The sequence below is a fragment of the Catenovulum agarivorans DS-2 genome, assembly GCF_000568405.1.
Taxonomy (GTDB): domain Bacteria; phylum Pseudomonadota; class Gammaproteobacteria; order Enterobacterales; family Alteromonadaceae; genus Catenovulum; species Catenovulum agarivorans_A.
In genome coordinates this window covers 36,176-60,246 of record NZ_ARZY01000024.1, presented here as the reverse complement: position 1 = coordinate 60,246, position 24,071 = coordinate 36,176, and the positions used below count along the sequence as shown (strand labels likewise).

Below are 24,071 nucleotides of genomic sequence, written 5' to 3'. Positions count from 1 at the left end.
CCCATGTCAGAATATTTAAGAATTGGCCTAGCCTGCGCGCTAGGCCTTTTGTGGTCTATTTGGGTATTGGTTTTGTGGTTAAACAAACGTCCTAAATCACCAGATAAACCTGCAAACAAAATCGTCGCATTTGCCAGTCAGACAGGCCAAGCTCGTTGGCACGCAGAAAATTTTCTAGCCACTGTTACCGACGCAATAATACTGCCGCTCAACCAATTAAGCCCAGAAAAACTACAAGCTGCTGCTGAAGTACATTTATTTGTTAGTACCTATGGTGATGGCGAAGCGCCTGACAATGGCCGCTCGTTTATTCGCGGCCTAAACAAACTGACGACACATTCATTAAACACGCTTAATTTTAAAGTAACCGCTTTTGGTGACAGCCACTACCCAGCTTATTGTGCTTTTGGCAAACAAGTATTTGCCGAGCTAGTTAAACGCGGCGCAAAAGCCATACAACCTTTAGTTTGTATTGATGCACAATCGCCACCAACGCAAAATCCACATACCTTGGCAAGTTATACCAACGTTAGCATTACAGATATTCAGCAGCTAAACGCAGGCAGCTCACATGCGGGTTTATACCTAATTGAATTGTCCGCGCCTAATCTAAATTGGAAAGCGGGCGATATTTTAGAAGTTTTACCCCCAAGCACGGCCACTGCTAAGTATTTTGAATCGCCACGCAGTTACTCAATTGCCAGCGCAGATAGCCAACTTATGGCAAACAATCAGTTAAAGTTGCTTGTGCGGTTATTAACTAAAGACGATGGCAGTTTAGGTTTAGCATCGAGTTTTCTAACCCAAACCTGCCAAGCGGGAAGCAAAATACAAGTTAAAGTGCGAGCCAACCCCGCATGCCAGCTAAAATCTGAGCAAAAACCTTTATTGTTGATTGGCGCAGGCAGTGGTTTAGCCGGTTTAATTGGCCATATTGAACAAAGAAGTTATTCAGCGAATGCTGGGCCAGTCTGGCTAATTTACGGTGAGCGAGATCCACAGTTTGACTGCCACATGCACACCGAATTGACTCATTGGCAGCAACAAGGTGTATTAACACGTGTTGATCGTGTTTTTTCGCGCGCAACACCAGCAAACAAAGCGAGATATGTGCATGAGCTAATCGCTCAACAAGCCGAAAATGTTCAACAATTTGTCGACCAAGGTGCCGACATTTATGTGTGTGGCAGCCATGAAGGCATGGGTAAATCAGTTGACAACACACTAATACAAATATTTGGTGAAGACGTTATGCAGCGACTCAATGAACAACAACGCTACCACAGAGATTTATATTAAAACTAAAATAACCACAATCCATGCGGGTTGTTGATTTAAATCAAATAAACAAAAATGCCATCCACTAATATATTACTTGAGTAAATTAATCAGGTATATCGCAATGGCATTGATACAAATTCAACAACCCAATAACCTGCAGCAACCGCAAAAACCCAAAGGTCACCCGTTTTGGGAGCTGGCATTTCGACCATGGTTTTTACTAGCATCCGTTTGGTCTGTATTGGCTATCACCATTTGGATGGGCTTTTTGCACGGCAAACCGCTCACTCACCAATGGCATATGCTCAATCCATTGGTCTGGCACACCCACGAAATGATTTTTGGTTTTGCCGCAACGGTTGCTGCAGGGTTTGTATTAACCGCTGTGCAAACATGGACTAATCAACCCAGTATAAATGGCAAGCCATTAATGCTATTAACTGCAATATGGCTCATTGCTCGGGTGTGTTTTGCACTTAATGAAACCAGCTCAATTTACCTAGGATTTGCACTACAAATGCTGTGGTGGCTGGGGGTTATTTATAGCTACAGTAAACTTGTGCTCAAGGCAAACAACAAACGCAACTATATCTTTATTGGACTGTTTAGTTTAATGATGATTGCTAACGCAACCTTGTTATTAGCCGACCTTCAACAAAACATTCCAATGGCCATCCACTTGGCGCAAACCTCAGTGCTTATATTTGCATTATTGATCAGTTTGATTGGTGGACGTGTTATCGGTTTTTTCACTAAAAATGGCGCACCGCACAGCAACCCGCAACAGTATCCAATGCTTAACCTTGCCAGTAATTTGTTGACAGCAATCTGTGCAATTGGCCTGTTTCTAACCTATTTTAGCCAAACTCATATAATCTGGTACATGCTCAGCGGCCTATTTATCGGCACTGGTATTTTGCAAACAATACGCCTGATTGGATGGCAACCACATAAAACATTAAAAGTACCTTTGTTGTGGTCACTCCATGCAACATACTTGGCTATGAGTTTAGGGCTTATTCTAATGGGCATCAGTTTTGTTCGCGAAAGCATTACGTTTTCCGATGCATTGCATCTAATCACTGTCGGCAGTATCGGCGGTATGATATTAGCTATGATAGCCAGGGTATCATTAGGCCACACAGGTCGAATGATCATAGTTGGTCACACCATGGCAATCGCATTTTCAGCACTCATTATCGCCGGTCTAAGTCGCAGCCTACTAGCCGTTTTTGGCATGCCTCAGCTCAGCTGGAAAATCAGCGCTGCGCTTTGGATAATTGGCTTTATGATATTTGTAGTGGTTTACACTCCAATCTTGTTGGCACCACGTAAAGATAGAATTGGTTGTTAGCCTAAAAGAGAACTAGGCTCCAAGCAACAAAGCAGAAAGCTTATCGTATTTATCCGCGATGTAATCGTCACTAAACTCACTCTGATGCTTTTGTGCCCCCTGGCGCAATCTCTCCATGGTTGGGCTATCAGAGAATAGCTTTCTGAAAGCATCACGCCATTGTTGTTTATTATTTGGTTCGACTAAAATACCTGTAACATCATGTCGAACCAAACTCGAAGTTCCACCAATGTCACTGCCCACAACAGGTACACCAAACTGTAAAGCAAGTGCTGTCCCTAAACCGTACACCTCAGCCCATTGAGATGGCATGCAAAATATATCAGCCGAAGAGATGTACGAAGAAACAACTGATGACGAAACAAAACCATGGAATTTACACCATGGAAATGTGCCAAAACGGCTTTTAAGTTCACCTTCTAACGGACCACTGCCAAGCACATCTAATACAAATGAATATTCAACAGATAATGATTCAAGAACATCCAACAAAAAATCAATCCCTTTAACTGGATCAAGTCGCCCAACGTAAACCAAACGTATTGGCCCACTTGCATACAAATGTTTCATATAACTCACCCGTTCTGGTGAATTTTTAATCACCTCAGTAGGGTAAGCACTCAACAACGGTACCAAGACATTCATCTTCTCGTATGGAACTGATGATGGTGCAACAAACGCTAGATTTTGAACGCCTTTAAATGCATTTTGTCTAAGTTGGCCCACAACAACGCATTTCGAACATTGCTTATGGCAATTTACGCCATTGCAAAACATAGATGCATGAAAACAACTCAAAGAGAAATCATGCAAAAAATACTTTATAGGTATGCCACGCTGCGAGATAGTTTTTAGTACGTTAAAACCAAACCCTATAATATTATGTACATCGACACAATCGGGCTGCTCAATTTTCAGAAGTTTATTCATCAATATTTTATTCCGGGGGTCAAACAAGTCTAAAAAATGCCACCACAGTTTTTTTAGCGGATTTTTTTGTTTGTTTCTCGCAAACAAAGTGTAACCTCTGGGCGAATTCACTCTATATAACCTGTAGCCATCTGGCTGTATTTCCCCCCAGGTTTCAGCTTCGCCTCTTTCTTTTAAAGTTGCTACGCTGACATCATGCCCCCGTCTAACCAGCAGACACGCCAAACTATGAGCAGCAACCTCCGCCCCTCCAAATATGTTTGGAGGAAATATAGATGAAATAACTAATATCTTCATAATATGTCACCATGCGTCGACAGAGAAGCCGCAAGTCTATTTGCTCCCGCCTGAGCTTCTAATCTAACTTGATCACTAAAGTTATGTTTATTGGAAAATATCATCTCTAGCATACTTAAAATATTACTGGCTTCATTATCTGACTTAACCAAAAACTCCTCTCTACCTGCGGCGTGCATAAAGCTTTCAAGCTTTCTGTCCCAACCTAGACCAATAGAGGGAACAGCGAAAGAATAAGCTAATATATTGGCGTGCAACCTATGTGCTATTACAGCATCAAAAGAACGAATCAAGTTAACCAATTCAACGGGCTTATTGGGTTTAGGGGCAATGGAGAGCACCGAGTACAACTCTTGGTGTTTTAATTTAATAAAATTAGCCAACTTTGTTAGATAAACATCGTCGCCGCCGTTCGTAAATAAAACGATATCAAAGTTGGCTTTACTTAACTTTTCTATAATAGTAATGTAACTTTCAAAATTACCGCAAATAACCTTGGTATCCTGATCCGCATGCTGTTTCATATTTTCCATATCAGCAATACCAAGACCAACAACATGCTTGCCTCTTCGCTTTACAACTTGTTTGTGATCAATGTATAGCTCACTTGCCAAAATTGCCGGGTCTCGACAAATTTCTGCGGGAATAAAAGGAAAAACCTCTTTCCAGTTTTCCAACGACTGTGCATCTCGTACAGAAACACCCGACAATTCGCCATGAGAAAATGCGCGTTCAAAAAACTTACGTCCGCGTTTAGTCCAACGTTGGGAAACACCTACAGCGTGAACATAAATTTTAACTCCAACTGGGGCAGATTTAACAGCTGTCATCAGCCTAGATGGAAAGTAGTTGTCTATATCCATGAACAGATGACCACCACCAATTATGATAGCATCACAGTTTTGAAGCTTTTCTCGCCAAATTTTACCGTACTTTAACGAAACTAGTGTTGGCATAGTATAAGTCTTAACCCATGAACTCAATTTATCTGGCAAACAATCGAGCAACCGTGTTAATGATAATTTCTGACTTACGATACTACCGCCAACCCCATAGTCTTCCATACCACCAATATCTATAGAGCTCACTTGTGAATTTATTACAGACGAAGCTATTTGCATTTCTAAACATTCAGCGATTGCACCATCACCTAAGTTTGGACTGTATTTGACATTAAGAATGACAATTTTCATAATTGATACCCACAAAAAATAAAACCCATGCAGCCTAAATGAACGTAAAATCAATAGGCGTTTTTGTTCACAACGCCCTTAAAAACCGTTGCTAATACGATCTGAATATCCAACCAAACCGACCATCTATGGATATAGTCCAAATCATATTCAACTCTTTGCACCATTTTGTTAATAGTCTCAGTTTCACCTCTAAATCCATTTACCTGAGCAAGACCTGTAATACCAGGGCGGACTTTATGCCTAAGCATGTACCCTTCAATTAACTTGCGATACTGCTCATTATGCGCAACCGCATGAGGTCTGGGCCCCACAACAGACATCCTGCCTTGCAATACATTAATAAATTGCGGTAACTCATCTAAAGATGTGCGACGTAAGAATGCCCCCAACGGCGTCACTCTAGGGTCATTTTTAGTTACTTGAGTGACTTTACTGCCATTTTCTTGTACCGACATAGAGCGAAATTTGTACACAGTTATCGGTTTACCATCTAAGCCATAACGTCGCTGCTTAAAGATGATAGGACCTTTTGAAGTAAGCTTTACGGCAACAGCAATAACCAACATGGGTATACTAATTACCGCTAAGATTCCTGAAGCGAGCACAATATCTTCCAACCTTTTTAACAACTCACTCGCCCCCTGAAATGGCGTATCAAAAACGCTCAGCGTTTGAATTGAACCAATGTTCTGCCAACGTGCATTTAGCAAGTTATATATAAAAAAGTTTGGAATAATAAAAACAGTTGCAGTGGTATCACTACATAAATTGAGTATTTCCATGATTCGCTTTTCAGCACTCATTGGCATCGCGATATAAATGTAATCGACCTCATTATTCTTAGCTTTGATCAACGCATCTGCTACAGTACCGGTTACTTGATTACGAAACTCGTGAGCCAGCCTAGATTCATCCCTATCATCAAAAACCCCTTGAAGCTGAATGCCCAGCTGGTCATTTGCCAACAATTGGTTTGCTAAGCTATAGCCTAATTGATTTGCACCGATTATGATTGCCGTTCGAGAATTCAGACCACTCTTACGGCAATAAAATAACATTTCCCTTAGCAGTAAGCGCCAACCCAGCAAGAGAACAAAGCTTGCTCCCATCCAAGATACGAAAAAAGTGTGCTCAAAATTGATCCATTGAGGTAGGAAAAAAGAAGCCGTAATTAAACTAAGAGCGCTACCACCGCAAGCCAAAGAAACATACTTCATCATTAAAAACAATGATGCTGCACGCCACGACCTATAAATATCAAATGATTCAGCAACCAGCTGATAAACAGTGATATATATTGCCAACTCGGTCAATATATCTAATTGCTCTACTTGCATTTCAAATAGACTAACGAGCAGTAGATAGCTGGCGATCAACAAAGAGATGTCGATAATGCGATAGAAAGTTGAGAAGCTATTTACATTAGATTGAATAATGCCTTTATGACTGCGATTGCGAACAGAGATACTATCCATAAAAGTCTCCACTTGTCATTCAGAATGTTGTAATGATTGAGTGAGTACTACACACTGAATACTGCTTGGATGGCCAGTCAAACTATCAAGGCTGGTTGCACCAACTCCAGTTGATTAAAAAACCTGCAAAAAGCACTCCAAAAAGTCAAAAAAACAATTTCATAACACAGCAAAAATCGCTGATTCATCTATTAATCAATGAGATATAAATAGCAAAAAACCGTGTCTAATTTTTTAGATAACATTAAAAAAACAGATTTAACATACTGACAATAAAGGTTTTTCACCAAAACAGAGCGAAGCGCACAAAAATATACCAATACAAATGCACTAAAAAACACCAACAAAAGGACATATAGTTAAATAAATAAAAACATCTAAATTAAATGCTTGAAAAGATTAAATAAAATACAAAATTTCCAAAAAATAACCTAATCGTACTTGCACTGGTACGTTTAATGCAGGCGAATCATTGTCGTCAACGGACGCTTTCAGGTGTTTATTGAACATCTTCAAGGAGCTAGATATGACCCTGTTACTTTTATTCAAAAGCTAGGCCGGAGAGCAAAATGATTAAGCTATTATTAAGAAGTAGCTTTATCTTGCTGACAAGTATCGGCATCGCCACGCTAAATTCTGTTTTATTAGCTCGCTTGTTAGGCTTAGAAGGTAGAGCAGAGTTTTATTACCTATTTTTACCATTAAGTATTTGTCCACAACTGTGTAGCTTTGGTTATGCAAAACTCAGTTTGATGTTGGCAAGCCAACATCAAAAACAAAACATTCGCTTGTATTCGTTACATACATTAATGGCTAGCTTGATCTTTGGTTTGATATGGAGTGGGCTATTCTACTACACCTTAGGTAAGGTTTTAGACATTGAATTTTATCTCTATCTATTCCTAACTGTACTCGCTTGCGCCACCTTTTCTGTAACTGTTTTTTTAAGTGGTCTTAACGCCCTAGACGAAAAATTTGTTATAGCCGACATAGTAAAATTTCTAACGCCTAGCTTAAACTTAATTGGCTTATCAATTGCCTACTATTTACAGGTAGAAAATGCCGCATGGGTATTTTTACTGCAAATTATCACAAGGGCTGTTGAGCTGGCATTAGTGTTGCGCTTATTCAATAATTTATTTCGTAAACAGCAATATACGATTCATACACGGCTAAGCGAGTCTGAAAAGCAATATCGTAAAAACTCTTGGTATGAGCAACTCAACACGCTAGTTTTTAATAACATAGACAAAGTACTCATTGCTTTTATTGCAACTAAATCGGAAGTTGGTTTATTTGCCGTAGCTGCCGCATTAGCGCTAAATCTTCAGCACGCAACTCAAAATGTAATATCAATTTTTTTAGCCAAATTTAAGTCAGTGACTGAAACTGAGTTTATCCGCGCGACCTATAAATTTATCTCGATATACATAGTCTTAGGCTTGATAGGACTATTGTTGTGTGTGCTGTTGTTGCCTTACCTTATTCCGTTACTGTTTGGTGACGAATTTAGCGACGCTGCAACTATAGCCAATTATCTATTTTTAAGAGTATTCCTAGACTCCGCTAGTCGAATCTCGAGTCAAAATTTCATAATTTTTGGCAACTTAAGGCCAGTACTGACAAGCCAATACTTTTACCTGACCGCACTTTCAATTGGCATCATAACAGCACAATGGTATGGCGACTTTTTGTTGTTTTTACAAGTGAGCGTGTTTGGAGCCCTGCTCAACCTCTTACTAATTAACCTGTTTGTGTCGATGCACCAGAGGGTAAAAACATGAAGAACATAACCACCCCACCCCTACTGAGGAAAAAACAGTTTATTTTCTTAGTATTGTTTTTTGGATTAATCATCTTCGATGGCTATCGAATTATGGTGGGCACAACATTTTCAATAAAGCCATTCTTATTGATCTGCTTTTTATTACTTGGATGGATGGCCAGTAAAAGAATCTTAATCCCGATTCATTTCGGCTACTTTGTTCTTTGGTACGCCTCTTTATTTATACCTTTGTTATTCGGCAGTGTCTTATCTTGGTCGCAATACCTGGTTATTCTGACTGGCCACGCCTTACTGACAGTTTTTTTACTATCTGCATATAACTTTGTTATATACAAACAATTTAAACTAATTGATATGTTTGACGCCATAGTATGGCTTGGTTTGATATGTGCAATTGTCGGCATTTTACAGCTGCTACTATTTGCCGTAGGCATAAACATAGGGGTGAGTCATTTTGACGATATAGGTGTACCACGAGCGGAAAGCTTCTTTTCAGAAACTGATTGGCATGCAATGTTTGTTGGTTATTGTTTGCTGGCAGCGTATTTTATTCCGCCCCACTCGCGCTTTTACGCCCATAAAAAGTACATCTTGTGGACACTGGCAATTGCCTTAATCACCTCCTTTGGACGCACTGCAATTTTGGGCGTCATTGTCGCATTTGTATTATACAAAATTAGCTTGCAAAGCTTTCAACAGAACCTATCACAACTCATTCGCTTCTGTGTTGTTGGCATCCCAATCATATTCTTAGCGCTATTACTAGCGCCCGAATCAGTAATCACTCGTTTTGACATATTTTCAAACTTAGAGAACCCAGAGTTAGACGCAGGCGCTATCAACTCACGACTTTTCGCGATCAACATGACCCTAGACTTTATTCAACAAAACCCCTTTAGTGGTAATGGCGCAGGTTCGCTCAATTACCTAGCATACAATGAAGAAATCAGACAAAAATACGCATACGGCGGAGGCATAAATTCAGGCAGAGGTGGCACAAATATATTTCTAACCGCCCTGTTTGATGCCGGTATTTTTGGTCTACTTGTTTTAATGCTTTTACTTTGGAAACTTATCTTCACCAGCTACTGGTACGCCCGATTTGGTCAAGCTGAGATCAGCTATTTCTTAAAATTTATCTTCCTAGGCAATATCTATTTTTTGGTCGAATGCCAAGCAAACAACATGATAAGAATGCCAATTTGCTGGATAAATTTAACCTTATTTTGTTACGCAACGTTAGTTTCTCGCCAAGCTTGGCAAAAATGTATGTGATAAAGGAGCCGTCATGAAAATAGTGCATGTTGTTCGTCAATTTTATCCAAGTGTTGGTGGGTTAGAAGACGTGGTTTTCAATTTAGCTTTAACACAACAGCAAGCAGGCCACCAAGTCGCAATCTTTACTTTAAATAGCAACTATCAAACTGGCAGCGCACTAGCAAAATATCAAGACTACCAATCACTCAAAATATACCGCTTTAACTGGTTCGGTTCATCGCGCTATCCTATTTGTTTTTTACCGCCTAGCCAACTCAACCAATATGACATTGTGCATGTACACGCTGTCGACTTTTTTATTGATTACATCAGCCTGCTAAAACGACTAAAACTGATAAACAGTAAGTTAGTGTTAACAACGCATGGCGGCTTTTTTCATACAAATAAAAATGCCAAATTGAAGCAAGTGTTTTTTAAAACCATCACCCCTTTTAGCTTGAGCCAATGCGAAGTTGTAACCTGCTGTGGTATCCACGACTATAAAATGTTTAAACCGCTACACAATAAAACCTATTTGATTGAAAATGGTGTGAGCATAGAAAAATTTGGTCCAGCAAAACACACCCACAAGCAGGATAGCTATGTGTATTTGGGCCGCTTTAGTAGCAACAAGCAAATAGAGCTGTTAATAGAGCTGTTTGAAAAACATGCCCCCAACAATTCGAAACTCTACTTAATTGGCCAATCAAAAGCTGGTGGTACACAACTTTGCAAACAATACAATTTTTCATCGCTCCACTCAAACGTCGAGTTAAAGCTAGACCAATCAGATGAACAAATAATCGACATCTTATCGCAAGCTAAATTCGTCATTAGTGCATCTAACTATGAAGGATTCGGCTTAAGCGTAGTCGAGCTTATGTCTTATGGCTTAATACCACTGCTAAACGAAACAGTGCCATCGTTCAAGCGGTTTGTTACCGAGTCAAACACTGGAGCAACTTTTCAGGTTACCCAACAAGATTTCGCCCTTAGAACGAAACAGCTCATAAAAGAATGGGATGAATCAAAAGCACAGTTAGCCAAAGAATACGCCAATCAATTTAACTGGAAAAAAGTGAATCAGAGGTACTTAGATGTTTATTAATACTCAAGAAGTACAGGATCCAATTTTAAAAAGCATGCATCTACTTGAAGAGCATCAAGTTGATATCTTTTTACAGCAGTTAACTCAAATTGAGCAACCCACCTCGTTGGGGTTTATTAACCAACATGCATACAACCTAATGCAACAAGATAGCCAAACCCAACTTAATTTCAACCAGCTAACCTACAGACTGCGCGACGGCTCAGGCATGGCGATGTGCTGCAAACTCAATAAATGTCCAAGCGGGGCAAACTTAAATGGTACAGACTTTATTCCAAGACTAATCAACCATATAACAACCTCGCATCAAGGCACAATTAAGTACTATGTATTCGGTACTGAAGAACCTTGGTTAACAACTGGCGCAACTCAACTATTAAATGGCGCGACATGTACAACACACCATGGATTTGCCCCCGCACAACAATATGTTGGCAAGCTCACTGTGCAGCCTCAAGCTCAACTCAATATCGTCATTTTAGCTATGGGTATGCCAAAGCAGGAGCAAGTCTGCCAATTATTAACGACACAACTAACTGGGCCATGGTTGATAATATGTGGTGGAGCAGTTGTCGATTTTTACGCCAACAGATTCACTCGTGCACCTAAAATATTAAGGCAAATCGGCTGTGAATGGCTGTATAGATTAATCAAAGAACCTAAACGATTATTTGCGCGCTACATCATTGGTATTCCGTTATTTTTTTCCAGAATTTTCATTAACCGCTTAACTAAAGTGGGGTGAATATGCATAAAACAGTCAAACCAATAGCAACAGCTTACCTTATGCTAACCAGTTACTCGAGTCACGCCCAACAGCAGCCTATCCGGCTAGCAGAAGGCGTTGAGCTAATTCCCGCAGTCACAATTAATTACCGTCACGACAACAACATATACTATGCCGAGAGCAACCGTGAAACAGGCAGTGTGCTCCAAACTACCCCTCAATTAAAATTGACTATCCATAACGAAAATTACACGAGCCAGATTGATTATGTGGGTAAATACGGGCACTACCTAAATATCCAAGAGCCTGATTATTACGACCAAGGATTAGCAGCAAAGCTCTCAAACAGTGCACATTCCAAACATAATGTCCAAATTGGAGCAAAAATTGTACAAGGTCACCAACCCCGCGGAACGGGTTTAACAGAATTCGACGCCAATATAACCAGTCGTGCAATTAAATTTAACCAATATCAGATTGATAGCCGCTACGAATATGGCAGCCAAGGTGCGAAAGGAAAACTGGCCATAGGCATAAATTTAAGCCAACTAGACTATGGTAATTTTAAACAGCTAACGAAAAACAATGAGTACGCAAAATACCGTGTATTTAGCGAGTTTGATTACAAGATTGGCAAAGTAACCGCATTATCCATTGATTTAAATCAGACAAAAATTGTTTATAAACATAGTGATAGCAATTTAGCTAGTCGAGACAGTACAGAAAGCAGGTTACTCGTAGGCGCAAAGTGGTCTGGCAAATCACACCTAACGGGTCAAATAAAATTCGGCTTTCAGAACAAAACGTTTGATGCAGCAACCAGAGCCAATTTTAATGGATTAGCAGTAGACATAAACCTAAATTGGCAAGCAACCAGCTACTCAGAATTTAAATTGACTTTAGGAAAAGCAACTAAAGAATCTTATTCAAATGGTGACTACATTGCAGAAAGTAGCACGGAACTTGCTTGGGAACATGCGTGGTCAGCTTTTTTTAAAAGCCAAATCCAAGTCGGCTACTCAAATGAAGACTATGTTGGCTTAGATAGAATTGACCATAGCCGACACGTAAAACTGGGTCTCAGTTATTTGCCAACTAAAACAATTCGGTTAACCGCAAGTAACCAAATAGATGTAAAGGACTCAACCTTAAACCAGATTGAATATAACAAAAACATATTCAGTGTAACCTTGGAGGTGTTATTGTGAGAATCGGACTACTATTATCGCTTCTCTGCTGGCAGTTGAACTGTATGGCGAACGATTACAAACTAGGCGTTGGTGATCAAATTCAAATTCTCGTTTACGACGAAGCAGACCTTACTATAGAAACAACCATCAACGACAATGGTCAGATTAACTTTCCATTTTTGGGCAACATCCTAGTTGTTGGTAAAACCCCACAACAGGTTCAAAGGCTAATCGGCAATGGACTCAAAGGTGATTACCTACTTCACCCAGTAATTAACGTTTCAGTTATTAGCTACCGACCTTTTTATATTCACGGAGAAGTGAAAAGACCAGGCGCGTATCCCTACCAGCCAGGATTAAATATCGACCAAGCAATAGCTTTGGCTGGCGGTTTAACCGATAGAGCATCAGAAAAAAAGATTACGATAAAGTCTGAGTTGCAAGGGCAAATAGAAAACCAAGCAGGTAAGTTGTCTAGCGCAATATCACCGGGCGACACCGTAATAATAAACCAAAGTTTTTTCTAAACAAGGCGGGAAATGGATATGCAAAAATTAGAAATTTCACCTAGTGAACCCATCATTAATTTAAAAGCCTACACCCGTGCAGTGTTAAAAAACAAGTGGTGGATCAGTCTAGTTGTACTCACGATAACCGTATTGTCAGCACATTACATTGCAGGGCTTCCCCCTCAGTATCAAGCAACAACTTCGTTATTAATAAAACCGGAAAAAGACAAAGCAATTTCCATAGACGACGTGTACATTCTAGATGCCAGTAAAAAGGAATACTTGCTCACTCAATTTGAAATTTTACGCTCTAAAGCAATTGCTGAGGAAGTAATAGACCAACTCGATTTGGCAAACGACCCTGAATTCCAACTAAATGGCGGCGGGGTATTAAGTCAACTAAAAACAACATTCAGACCCTTGCTACCTGCTGCAAATAAGAAAGATGAACTAACAGAAGCGCAGTTGACTCAAGCCAAAAAAGCAAAATTAATTGAAAATTTTCAAAAGCGAATTTCAATCACACCGGTTAATAACACCCATGTGGTAAAAATTTCATTTAAAAGTAAGTCTGCCGCACTCAGTGCTAAAATTGCCAATAAAATAGCCGACGTGTTTATTCAACAACAAATTAGTAAGCAGCTAGAAGTGACTGACAACGCAATTGTATGGCTAAAAGATCGATTAAACCAACTAAGACAAGACTTAGACAACTCTGAATTCAAACTCCAAAACTTTAGGCAAAACGAAAACCTATTGGATATTGAAGGCGTAAAAAGCATTGCAGCAGACGAACTTGAAAGTCTAACTGCGAGCTACCTTAAAGCACAAGAAAAACGCTTATCGATTGAAAGTACCGCGTTATTAGTCAGTACAAGTTCACGTGATAACATTGAAGCTACTGGTAGCTTAGCTGAAATAAGCAATCACCCAGTGATTCGAGAAGTAAAACGCGCTGAAATCGATGCAGAGAAAAATCTAACTTTGTTAGCTCAGCGATATGGACCGAAACACCCAAAAATTATCGCCGCGAACGCTCAGCTTAATGCGCTAAGAGACAAACTCGCAATTGAAATAGTTAAGCTCAGTCAAGGGATAGAAAAAGACTTAACGACCGCTAAAGAAAATGAAAAACAACTTTACCAACAGCTAGAGAAAGCCAAGCAAAATTTTCAGCTCATTAGCAATAAAGAACTATCATACTTAAAATTACAACATGAGGTAGAAGCCAATCGGAAACTTTACGACATATTTTTGGCTAGGCTGAAAGAAACAGATATAGCCAGCGACTTTAATGCCGGATTAGTGCAAGTGTTAGATCCAGCAGAGGTACCGCTGCTTCCAAGCTCACCCAATAAAATGCTGTATGTTGGTATATCTGCTATTGCTACACTTATCCTATCTATTATGGTCGTCATAACTAAGCAAGCAATAAACCAACAAATTAAAACACCAGAAGAAGCTGAAACAGCGCTATCACAAAAATTGTTGTGCTTCACACCTAGATTAAAATCTAAGTATCGGACAAGTAAACCCGGCAGTTGGTTTACGAACTCAAAATGTAGGGCTTTTGCAGAATCTATACGCTCATTACGCACAGGAATCGCACTATACAATGTCGATCAGCAGCCGAAAACAATTGCCGTAACCTCAGCAATCCAAGGTGAGGGAAAATCGTCGATTGCGCTCAACTTAGCGCTAGCCTACGCACCAATGGGTAAAACATTGTTGTTAGAAGCCGACCTACGCCGACCTAGCCTGTCATCCGCCTTAGACTTAAAGGACCTCAATTCAGGGCTATCTGATGTACTCGCAACAAATTGCAGTATTGACCAAGCTATAATCAGACACTGTGATAGTAAGCTAGACGTTTTACTTGCAGGCTACATCGCACCAAATCCGTTAGAACTATTAAGTTCAAACAAATTTAAAAGCTTATTGGATGAACTAGCAACTCGCTACGACAAAATCGTTATAGACACACCACCTGTTTTACCAGTTAGCGACAGCCTAGTATTAGCTCAATTAGTTGACTCTGTTGTTTATGTACTTAGAGCTGATTCAAGTAAACTAAATGTCGTCAATAAAGGTCTTGGGCGTTTAAACGATGCGGACGTGCAAATCGCAGGAGTCGTACTCAACGAGGTAAATATGAAAAATAGCTTCTTCGAAAGGCACTATAGCTACACCAGCTACGAAGCATACCCTACTAAAGTAGCAAAAGCTTAGGTGAACCTATGGAAGATAGCACGGAAACTCAGCTTGAACATAAACACCAAAGCAACCAGAGTGTTGAGCAATCGCCTGAAATAAAGCGATTGTTCCAACGCATACCAGCAAATGTCGCCAAATCATTTACCCCTGAACAAATCACACACCTAAGGAGCGCCATTAACAACCGAGGGGGTGAGCACTCGGTAGACGTTAGGGGTACTGTATCGATTTTTAAATGGCGGTATTACTATGTTGTGTTAATAGGTAAAAATAAACGAACACTTTCAAGTGCCGAACTGAGAATGGCAAAGCTAATTAACACCATTTTCCTAACAGGCTTTGTCACCTTTGTTTTATTAATCAGCTTGCTTACCCTCTATATAATCAAATCAGCTTTGGGTATAAACGTGTTTGAACATTTCTCATTTGGTATTTGGGATTGGTTTAAAAGCCAATTTCTACTTTGACCACGTGAGTTCAAATCGCCTACACTTTCTCTATAAACAGCACAATTTCGCCGACTTTAAAGCCAAACTTGATGATATCTGTTTTGTTGAATAGGCGTCTTTCGTCAACCAAATACATCCAATCATCAAGGTTGACTTGCATAGTGTCGCCATCGTAAGGAATTTCCAAAACATAGCGCCAATGCAATACTGAGCCACTAGTTGTGCCAAACGCCTTGCCAACCACATCACCAGCTGTACCCACGTATTGGTTATCAGCTAACTTCTCTAACTGCCAAATTCGAGTTTGTTTTTCGCCGTCATCAAACTCAAACCATTCATTAATTGTTCCCTTGTTGCCTTGCCAACTGGCTTGTAAATCGACCTTAAAGCGACGAGATAATTGGCCTTGCCTATCAAACAACACACCATAAGCTTTTAACTCGCCATCAAAAAACTGTTCTAACTTAAGAAGCGGCTGAGAGTTAGCGTAGTCCTGAATGTTTGGGCTAGAACACGAAACAGATACCAGCGCAAATAACAACGCAACTGCACCTTTAACAAGGTTCACACGAGTAAAGCTCATAAATCCTCCGAATTATAAATTTAAGCCTAATAACTGCGCGCGCAGATCTGGCCTTGAGGTTTTAGGCGACAGCCAAATAGCTAGAAAGCTTGTACCGAACTCAGTGTCGGTTATGCTGCCTATCTTTTTTAGTTGTCGGTCGTTGGCTGATTGATGATAAAAATGACTGCTCCCGTCTTGTTCAATGCGCAACAGTAAAGTGTCTTTTTTGCTGATATCTGGCCAGATTTGCGTCAGTTTCTGTAACCAGTTAGTTTGGTTAGCATGGTTTAGCTCAATATGCTGCCATTGCTCAAGCGTTGCTTTAACTAAATCGTCTTTTTCAATATCACGCAAATAGGTAATTTTAAGCACTTGCGGAAGTGCAACCGCGCTGTCGGTTTTGCTTGGCAGATAATATTCAGCAGAATATAAATCCCAAAACAACACACTCATAGTGCCCTCACCTTGTTTTATCAGACCTGACAAAGGCGAAGATTGACTTGCTCCTACCGACATCAATGCGCTACTCATCAGCAGTAAAGTTGTGCAAATAAAACGTCTAATTAAAGCGTTTAAAACGGCCATATTTCCAACCCCAATATTTGCTTGCAATGTTACAGCTTAACCACCCGCTGACAGTACAATCGCGACAAAGGTAAAAAAACGGCCCAAGCTAAAGAGTAGATGGTTACAAACAAGGCTTGAGATGTGCCAGTCTCAAATGTGCCAAGCGATAAACCACCAAAATAGCTGATTGGGCCAAAAATTGCTCCTAATAACATTACGTAAGCAATTGGAATATGGATCAGCCAATTTAAACTATGGTTTAAACACCAACTAAAGCTAACCCATAACAACATTAGCCAAACAGGCAACACAGCGGGGCTATTGGCGAAAATCAATACATCAAAGAAGGTAAAAACTTGGTCAAGTACAATACCAACAAAGGCAAGTGGGAGTACTTTCAAATCCAGCTTTTTAATGGGAGATAACACAAAGTGAATAGCGACAACCAGCAGCATAACCCATGTGGCTTGCTGCTGGTAAAAAGCAGCTAGCAGCCAACAAAGTTGAAATAGAACTAGGTTTACCAACCAGAATTTTTTAATTAAATAGTGCATCGTGGATTAACTAATTAGCACGTCAAAAACCACGCTGATTGGCAACAATATGGTGGGTAGAAATAACCCGTTGTAAAAATGCGCCTTCACAATAGGAAAGGTAATACACCCACAAACGTTTAAATTTATTGTCGAAACCAAACTGTTCAATTTCTTGCCAGTTGTCCTCAAAATTATTGCGCCAATCGGCCAGGGTTTTCGCATAATCCAACCCTATATCTTGCACATTGTCGATAACCATATTGGTTGACTTAGCAAACTGCTCGGCAATCACCGAAACTGAAGGCAAACACCCGCCAGGGAAAATGTATTTTTGAATAAAATCGACATTCTTGCGGTAGTGGTCATATCTTTGGTCGGCTATGGTAATAGCTTGTAACAACATTTTACCTTTAGGCTTAACCAGCGAATTACACTTTTTGAAAAAAGTAGGTAAAAATTCATGACCGACAGCCTCAATCATTTCAATTGACACCAATTTATCAAACTGCCCTTGCAACAACCGATAATCTTGTTTGAGCAAAGTAATTTGTTGCGACAAACCCAATTGCTCAACCTTGGCACAAGCATACTCATATTGGGCATCAGAAATTGTCGTTGTGGTAACCTTACACCCATAGTTTTGCGCAGCAAAAATGGCTAAACCGCCCCAACCTGTACCAATTTCAATTAAATGATCAGATTCAGTTAACGCTAGCTTATCGCAAATTGTTTTGAGCTTAATGTTTTGCGCCTCAGCTAAACTGGTTTCGGCAGACGGGTAAATTGCCGCTGAATACATCATTTTGTCATCTAAAAAGCGTGTATATAAATCGTTGCCTAAATCATAATGCGCTAAGATATTGCGCTTAGAGCCCGCTTTGGTATTGGCATTTTTCCAACTTAGCAGTTTATTTTGCAGCTTATTTAACAACGATGATTGTCCCTCTATTTCATCTAATTCTTGCTGGCAGCGAGCAAAAACCTGTATAACTTTAGTTAAATCTGCAGTTGTCCACTTGTGGTCAATGAAAGCTTCCGACGCGCCAATACTGCCACCCGTAACAAAGTCGATATAACAAGTGGCATCCAAAATACGAATACTTGCAACTAAATCGCTCGACTGATTGCCCAAACAAATACGCTCGGCGCCTTCTTCTATCACCAAACCTGCAGCTTGCATTTTGTTTAACGAATCCATCACCAACTTGCGGCACTTTACGTTAAACCAAGACAACCCTGCTAACCCAGTTAAGCTATCATTTTTAATATTTAGATTGTGCGCTCGCTCCACGTGCTTCTCCTTTGGTTTGATAAGGTACAAAAGGTACTCGTTTAAAAAACAATTTAACGGCTTGCCAATAAATAGCGGCAACAACCTTTAACGGCATCAGTGGCACTAAAAACGCCTCTTTAACCAGTTTTGTTGACGAAACTTGCGTTTGTTTTAAATTTAGCGTGGCATCAAATAACTTGGTGCCATCTGCCACGTCTGGGTGATTGACTGCATGGTTTTCTATATGCACCAAAACTTTATTGTGCTTAACATTAATTCGCCAAACGTAGTTCATATTTAGAGTCATAAACGGTGATACATGAAACACTTTTTCGGTCGTTTGAGTATGCTGCATATCGACCAAATAAAAGTGGCGCTCATTCCAAGGTGTATTACTGACCTCAGCCAACATATACTGCAATTGCTCGTTTTGATAACAAAAGTAAAAATTAACAGGGCTAAAATACAAACCTAAACCGCGGCACTGGCCCACCATCACCACTTTGTCACCCGACCAATCGCCACCTAACTCTGACACTTTTAACTGAATACGTTGTTTTAGCGACAAAGGTTCACCACTTGAGTTAGTTACTGCTGATAACTGGTTCACATAATCAGCTTGATTAAAACGAACTGGGTTGTACCACTTATCACCAAAAAACATCGACTTATTGCAAACCGCAGACAGTGGCTGGTCAAGGTCAAAAACAAACATAGACAAATTGTAGCCAAATGCATGGTTGGCTTTGTTAAAACGCCTATGCCGTACATACCCACTGAATAAGCCAGATTGCAACATATTAAACTCCCTAGCTTGTCATCAAAAAGCGAGCTATAAGCTCACACCAAAGCGTTCGGCAACAGCCAACGCACTTTTAACGCCATCTTCATGAAAACCATTAAACCAATACGCGCCGACAAAATGGCTATGGTTTTGCCCACAAATTTCACCACGACGCGCTTGCGCTGCAATACTGGTTTGATTAAACACGGGGTGGTGATAAACAAACTGCTGAATAATCTTATTCGGGTCAATTTGCTCTGTTTGGTTAAGCGTGACACAAAAAGTATGTTTCGACTGCAACCCCTGCAAAATATTCATATTGTAGGTAACGCAAGCAGGACGATTAAACTCACTTTCTATGCTCGATAACCCAATTTGATAATTCCAACTGGCCCAGGCGAGTTTACGTTTTGGCAATAGCGATGTGTCTGTGTGCAATACCACTTGATTCGCGCTGTAAGGAATGTCTGATAAAATTTGTTGCTCAGCGTCGGTTGGGTCTGCCAATAGCGCGAGCGCTTGGTCTGAATGGCACGCAAACACCACCTCATCAAAAATCTCAACCGCGCCCGAATTAAACCGGATAGTAACGGCCACATCAGAACGCTCGACCTCTTTAATATCCGCATTTAACTGAATATTATCTTTAAAACCTTGAATGAGCGGCTGGATATACTTGTACGAGCCGCCTGGTACAACATACCACTGCGGTCGGTCTTGAATGTTCAGCAAACCGTGGTTATAAAAAAATTGCACAAAGAAGCGCAGTGGAAATGCCTCCATTTTCACTAAACTAGTTGACCAAATAGCAGCCCCCATAGGCAGAATGTAATTTTGTTTAAAATAATCTGAAAACTGATTTTCTTGTAAGAACTGCCCTAAAGTGTGGTCTAGTGGTAAATCATCTCCTTGATTTATCCCTTCGTATAGCTGTTTACACTGTTTATTAAAACGAACAATCTGTTTAAGCAGTCCCCAAAACTTTGGGTTAACAATATTTCTGCGCTGGGCAAATAAACTATTTAAATTATTGCCGTTGTACTCTAAACCATTAAAATGATTAGTCACACTAAAGCTCATTTCTGTTGGCTGTTTACCAACCCCTAGCTGACTTAATAACTTTAAAAAATTTGGATACGTTCGGTTATTAAAAACAATAAACCCCGTATCAATGGCGTGTTTCTCGCCTTGGTAGTCAATTTCTTTGGTGGCAGTATGCCCACCTATGTAATCGTTTTGTTCGAACAAGGTTACTTGGTGTTTTTGGCTAATCAAATAAGCCGCAGTGAGCCCAGAAATCCCCGAGCCAATAATTGCTACTTTTTTACGTGGTGATTCTTGTACAAGCGTATTCATTACACAGTCATCCTTTGAGCGACCTTGTTCCAAACGCAACGTGGCAACAAAGTGAATAATTTAAGAAAACAAATAAACGAGAATGGAAAATTAATTTCAGCCTTGCGTTTGGTTATACCTTTAAATATAGCTTGTGCCGCTTGTTGTGCAGAAATAATCCCTGGCATATCGAAATTATTTTTATCAGTTAACGGTGTTTCGACAAACCCAGGATGAACTAGACTGACCGCAATATCATGCGGTTTTAACTCAATGGCCAGCGTTCGAGCCAAATAACTGATTGCCGCCTTTGAACTGCCATAAGCGGTCGCTCGGGGGAAAGGTAAAAACTGCGCACTAGAACTAACCAAGGCTAACTGACCACCTTTTTTAATCAGTGGCAATAAATGCTGCAAACAATACCCTACTGACACAACATTGGTTTGAATAACCCTTGCAAACATATCGCCGTCAAACTGCATCGGGTTATCTATGTACTCGCAAGTACCAGCATTCAATACCACAATATCTAATTTGGGCAAAGAAGCCGCGGCTGCAGCAAGCTCAGAGCGGTTGGATAGGTCACAAACAAAAGGTTTAATATTGGCATGTTGAGCACACAATTGATCTAGACGGCGCTTATTGCGGCCACCAGCAAACACTTGGAATCCGTTACGCGCGTATAGTTCAGCAACCGCTTTACCAATACCCGACGACGCGCCTGTGATTAAAATTGATTTCATACCACACCAACCCAAACAACTAGAATAACCTATGGTACGGGCTGGCTAAAAAGTTAGATCACAATAAAAGTCAGCCAGATGCTCTATTTTTAATTAAACTGACAACACCACCCACTAATGGTACATGTTCGTACAACATAGCACCGACATCAAAATAATCACGGTGGCAGATCACCTTATTGCCAATAAACTTCAGCCGAGAATGACCCTCAACTAGAATCGTCTCACCTTTATTCAACTTAGGATGAATAAAATGCATGGTCCAATACAAAAATATCTGTTGATCGGCAAAATGATGCTCATGTATGTCAAAAAAGCACTCTTGCACATTTTCATACATGTTTGCCATATATTGGGTTAAGTTATCAAGCCCTGCAATAGTGTGCAGGGGGTCTTGAAACACAATATCAGAATCGTAAATATGCGCTAAGGTTTCCAGATTATCCTTGGATAATGACTGATAAACTTTTACAAAATTCTCAACCAAGTTCTTGTCCATAAATCACCTAAGTTTGAGTCATGGCCTAAGGCAAACCTGAGCGCCCTAGGGCCTAATAAATAAACCTTCCAATCGGGTTCAACAACTTCGACAACCCTTCAGTAAATACTGGCGCATCATCTGCAACAGTTAAACATAAACACCCATTATTAGACACGGGACTATGGGTAAAACTTTCATCCAACCAAATAAAATCACCTTTATTGTAGGTACACATTTCATCTTCAAACGTGCCATCTAATAAAACAGTGACTTCATAGCCCTTGTGCGTATGCATAGGCACACTACCGCCCGCAGCAATTTGCAATAAATAACTACGAACTGAACCTTCATCTAGGTCTAAACGTGCGCGTGATAACTTACCAACACCTTGAAATTTTGCCCAATCCACCGAATTCAAAGCCCGTGGCAAAACAACCTGCTTGCCAGCATAATCAACGGAGCGAACATCAACCAGCTCGTCAGTATATTCACCTTTTTGGCTGGTAATGTTAGCTATCATCAACTCATCTAACTCGTCTGCTAAATCCGAATTTAAGCTTTCAAAAACTGAAAAATCTTCAACAGAAAAAACCTCTTCAGCTTTCGCCTCGGTTAACGCCGCTAGAGCATGTTGACATTGTTCACACATCTCTACGTGAGCAGAGATCGCAATATTCAGTGCTGCTGGTAATTCACCTGCTACAAAAGCGGTGAGCAACTCATGTTTTGGATGGTGCTTGATCATGAGTTTTTCTCCATCTGTTGTTTAAGTTTACCTAAGGCTAAACGCAGGCGCGATTTAACCGTACCTAAAGGGATATTCAGCTGATGAGCTAATTCTTCTTGAGTAAGTTCATTAAAATACATGCCATGCACTACCTGTTTTTGCGCTTCGGGCAGAGCATCGGCATACTTCGCAAGCTGCTGTTTTAATAAATGATCAGAAAACGCTTCAGTGTCAGAGTCGGCAGCATGGGCATCAACAATCGGCCAAATATCATCACTTAAACAATCTTCTTTACTGGTTTGCATTTTACGCAACATATCAAACGACAAATTACGCATAATGGTATAAACCCAAGTGGTTACCGCACCTTTATCGGCATTGTACAAATGCGCTTTGCGCCAAACTAAACTCATGGTTTCTTGCAATAAATCGCTCGCAAGCGCTTCAGAGTTAAACTGCTTGTAACCAAAACTCTTAATTTTGGGCGCAAACGACTTAAACAAAAAAGCAAAAGCCTGCTTGTCGCGTTTTAACGCAACTGCGATTAACCATTTTTTCAGCTCAGCTGACTGTTCCGGCGTCAGCATCGACCGCTTATTTTCCACTTGGCTTTGATTCATAGTGCCATTCGATGTTTGCAGCATAAAAATAATCACCAATTAACTTACGTTTAGCTGTATCTACGCGAGTGCTCGATAATTGGATCACTTTTGTTTTCACCACTAATTATAGTAGCCAAAAACTCAATACACTCGTTATAACTGCTGGGCGACAAAAATTCGAGCTTTTTCTCAACTGGGAGCGGCAATAACTCAATAAAACGCGCGCACACCCAACTAGGATTATCAAACTCAGGCTGAGGGTACATTTTTGCGTACTCAGGCATGCTCGAATGAATTTCTTTGAGCGCGGCAGACAAGCGGCGGGCATTTGCGCACGGAATCGCATCTGGCCAATGCTTCACAGGTGTTACGTCAGCAACGCGTAAACCATCGCTTTCAACTTTCACATTAGAAATTTCAACCAGTTCACGCGCATAAATGTCGATTATGAGTAAACCATCCGCTGTTTTTTCAAAATCAATAATATCAACCCAAGCGCCAATGCTAGAAGTACTAAAACCAGCATCGGGCAAATAAGTAGACAACACAAACCCTTGCCCACTTGCCGCCTGCTTAACCAAACGCACATACCTAGGCTCAAATATTTTTAATTGAGTAATGCCTTTAGGAAACAAAACCAAAGGCAACGGAAATACACCTAATTGCATACAAAAACTTAGTTGCT

The 24,071-nt window shown here is 40.3% G+C and carries 24 protein-coding genes and 1 pseudogene; 10 read left to right on the top strand and 15 right to left on the bottom strand.

Features of this window, described 5'->3' with window-relative positions:
- The first annotated feature begins 3 nt into the window (after positions 1-3).
- Together DS2_RS12820 and DS2_RS12815 are read left to right on the top strand one after the other, a co-directional pair.
- Positions 4-1,299: an NADPH cytochrome P450 oxidoreductase family protein gene (locus DS2_RS12820; RefSeq protein WP_035015214.1), complete on the top strand. Its 1,296-nt coding sequence runs from the start codon at positions 4-6 to the stop codon at positions 1,297-1,299.
- A gap of 103 nt (positions 1,300-1,402) precedes the next feature.
- The gene (locus DS2_RS12815; RefSeq protein WP_051479856.1) at positions 1,403-2,635 is read left to right on the top strand and encodes an NnrS family protein; all 1,233 of its coding nucleotides are present in this window, start codon (positions 1,403-1,405) and stop codon (positions 2,633-2,635) included.
- 12 nt (positions 2,636-2,647) lie between these two features.
- On the opposite strand, the gene DS2_RS20865 is transcribed toward DS2_RS12815, so the two are convergent.
- The 4 genes and pseudogenes from DS2_RS20865 to DS2_RS12800 form a co-directional block, all read right to left on the bottom strand.
- Complete coding sequence (locus DS2_RS20865; RefSeq protein WP_235188601.1) at positions 2,648-3,361, bottom strand: glycosyltransferase; 714 nt, start codon at positions 3,359-3,361, stop codon at positions 2,648-2,650.
- Positions 3,362-3,445: 84 nt separating this feature from the next.
- Positions 3,446-3,862: pseudogene (locus DS2_RS21055) on the bottom strand (glycosyltransferase); the annotation flags it as partial.
- Complete coding sequence (locus tag DS2_RS12805) at positions 3,859-5,055, bottom strand: polysaccharide pyruvyl transferase family protein (protein ID WP_035015212.1); 1,197 nt, start codon at positions 5,053-5,055, stop codon at positions 3,859-3,861. The gene DS2_RS12805 and the pseudogene DS2_RS21055, both read right to left, overlap by 4 nt.
- Positions 5,056-5,105: 50 nt before the next feature.
- A complete protein-coding gene (locus tag DS2_RS12800) occupies positions 5,106-6,533 on the bottom strand; it encodes an undecaprenyl-phosphate glucose phosphotransferase (protein ID WP_035015211.1) in 1,428 nt (475 codons plus the stop codon).
- Between the two features lie 569 nt (positions 6,534-7,102).
- Between DS2_RS12800 and DS2_RS12795 the strand changes: the two genes are divergently transcribed.
- From DS2_RS12795 to DS2_RS12760, 8 genes are read left to right on the top strand one after another with little or no spacing between them, the layout of a single operon-like run.
- Positions 7,103-8,317 (top strand): hypothetical protein, encoded by a 1,215-nt coding sequence (locus DS2_RS12795; RefSeq protein ID WP_035015210.1) that lies wholly within the window; start codon positions 7,103-7,105, stop codon positions 8,315-8,317.
- On the top strand, positions 8,314-9,594 hold the full coding sequence (locus DS2_RS12790) for an O-antigen ligase family protein (RefSeq protein WP_081754267.1): 1,281 nt from the start codon (positions 8,314-8,316) through the stop codon (positions 9,592-9,594). Before DS2_RS12795 ends, DS2_RS12790 begins: the two co-directional genes overlap by 4 nt.
- Positions 9,595-9,607: 13 nt before the next feature.
- Positions 9,608-10,684, top strand: coding sequence for a glycosyltransferase family 4 protein (locus DS2_RS12785; RefSeq protein WP_035015208.1), 1,077 nt, complete (start codon positions 9,608-9,610; stop codon positions 10,682-10,684).
- Positions 10,674-11,429 (top strand): WecB/TagA/CpsF family glycosyltransferase, encoded by a 756-nt coding sequence (locus DS2_RS12780; protein ID WP_051479855.1) that lies wholly within the window; start codon positions 10,674-10,676, stop codon positions 11,427-11,429. Before DS2_RS12785 ends, DS2_RS12780 begins: the two co-directional genes overlap by 11 nt.
- Positions 11,430-11,431: 2 nt before the next feature.
- Positions 11,432-12,619: an outer membrane beta-barrel protein gene (locus tag DS2_RS12775; protein WP_035015207.1), complete on the top strand. Its 1,188-nt coding sequence runs from the start codon at positions 11,432-11,434 to the stop codon at positions 12,617-12,619.
- Positions 12,620-12,663: 44 nt separating this feature from the next.
- Positions 12,664-13,128: a polysaccharide biosynthesis/export family protein gene (locus tag DS2_RS12770; protein WP_051479854.1), complete on the top strand. Its 465-nt coding sequence runs from the start codon at positions 12,664-12,666 to the stop codon at positions 13,126-13,128.
- Between the two features lie 12 nt (positions 13,129-13,140).
- Entirely contained in the window at positions 13,141-15,339 is a 2,199-nt protein-coding gene (locus DS2_RS12765; RefSeq protein ID WP_035015205.1) for a GumC family protein, read from the top strand.
- 8 nt (positions 15,340-15,347) lie between these two features.
- Positions 15,348-15,791, top strand: coding sequence for a hypothetical protein (locus tag DS2_RS12760; protein WP_035015204.1), 444 nt, complete (start codon positions 15,348-15,350; stop codon positions 15,789-15,791).
- Between the two features lie 19 nt (positions 15,792-15,810).
- Here the strand turns inward: DS2_RS12760 and DS2_RS12755 are convergent, their stop codons facing one another.
- The 11 genes from DS2_RS12755 to DS2_RS12705 form a co-directional block, all read right to left on the bottom strand.
- Positions 15,811-16,356 (bottom strand): DUF3833 domain-containing protein, encoded by a 546-nt coding sequence (locus DS2_RS12755; protein WP_035015203.1) that lies wholly within the window; start codon positions 16,354-16,356, stop codon positions 15,811-15,813.
- Between the two features lie 12 nt (positions 16,357-16,368).
- Positions 16,369-16,923 carry a chalcone isomerase family protein gene (locus DS2_RS12750; protein WP_235188600.1) on the bottom strand — a complete coding sequence of 185 codons (555 nt, stop codon included), beginning with the start codon at positions 16,921-16,923 and terminating at the stop codon, positions 16,369-16,371.
- Positions 16,924-16,952: 29 nt separating this feature from the next.
- Complete coding sequence (locus DS2_RS12745; RefSeq protein ID WP_051479853.1) at positions 16,953-17,459, bottom strand: DUF2878 domain-containing protein; 507 nt, start codon at positions 17,457-17,459, stop codon at positions 16,953-16,955.
- Between the two features lie 22 nt (positions 17,460-17,481).
- The gene (locus DS2_RS12740; RefSeq protein ID WP_051479852.1) at positions 17,482-18,732 is read right to left on the bottom strand and encodes an SAM-dependent methyltransferase; all 1,251 of its coding nucleotides are present in this window, start codon (positions 18,730-18,732) and stop codon (positions 17,482-17,484) included.
- Complete coding sequence (locus DS2_RS12735) at positions 18,704-19,513, bottom strand: DUF1365 domain-containing protein (RefSeq protein ID WP_035015202.1); 810 nt, start codon at positions 19,511-19,513, stop codon at positions 18,704-18,706. The genes DS2_RS12740 and DS2_RS12735 overlap by 29 nt, the downstream gene beginning before the upstream one ends.
- Positions 19,514-19,546: 33 nt before the next feature.
- Positions 19,547-20,854: an NAD(P)/FAD-dependent oxidoreductase gene (locus tag DS2_RS12730; protein WP_035015201.1), complete on the bottom strand. Its 1,308-nt coding sequence runs from the start codon at positions 20,852-20,854 to the stop codon at positions 19,547-19,549.
- Positions 20,854-21,576, bottom strand: a complete 723-nt coding sequence (locus DS2_RS12725; protein WP_035015200.1) for an SDR family NAD(P)-dependent oxidoreductase — start codon at positions 21,574-21,576, stop codon at positions 20,854-20,856. The genes DS2_RS12730 and DS2_RS12725 overlap by 1 nt, the downstream gene beginning before the upstream one ends.
- 70 nt (positions 21,577-21,646) lie before the next feature.
- Positions 21,647-22,075, bottom strand: a complete 429-nt coding sequence (locus DS2_RS12720) for a nuclear transport factor 2 family protein (protein ID WP_035015199.1) — start codon at positions 22,073-22,075, stop codon at positions 21,647-21,649.
- Between the two features lie 52 nt (positions 22,076-22,127).
- Positions 22,128-22,802, bottom strand: coding sequence for a ChrR family anti-sigma-E factor (locus tag DS2_RS12715; protein WP_035015198.1), 675 nt, complete (start codon positions 22,800-22,802; stop codon positions 22,128-22,130).
- Positions 22,799-23,428 (bottom strand): sigma-70 family RNA polymerase sigma factor, encoded by a 630-nt coding sequence (locus DS2_RS12710; RefSeq protein ID WP_035015197.1) that lies wholly within the window; start codon positions 23,426-23,428, stop codon positions 22,799-22,801. The genes DS2_RS12715 and DS2_RS12710 overlap by 4 nt, the downstream gene beginning before the upstream one ends.
- Before the next feature lie 26 nt (positions 23,429-23,454).
- Entirely contained in the window at positions 23,455-24,054 is a 600-nt protein-coding gene (locus tag DS2_RS12705) for an LON peptidase substrate-binding domain-containing protein (RefSeq protein WP_035015196.1), read from the bottom strand.
- Between the last annotated feature and the right edge of the window lie 17 nt (positions 24,055-24,071).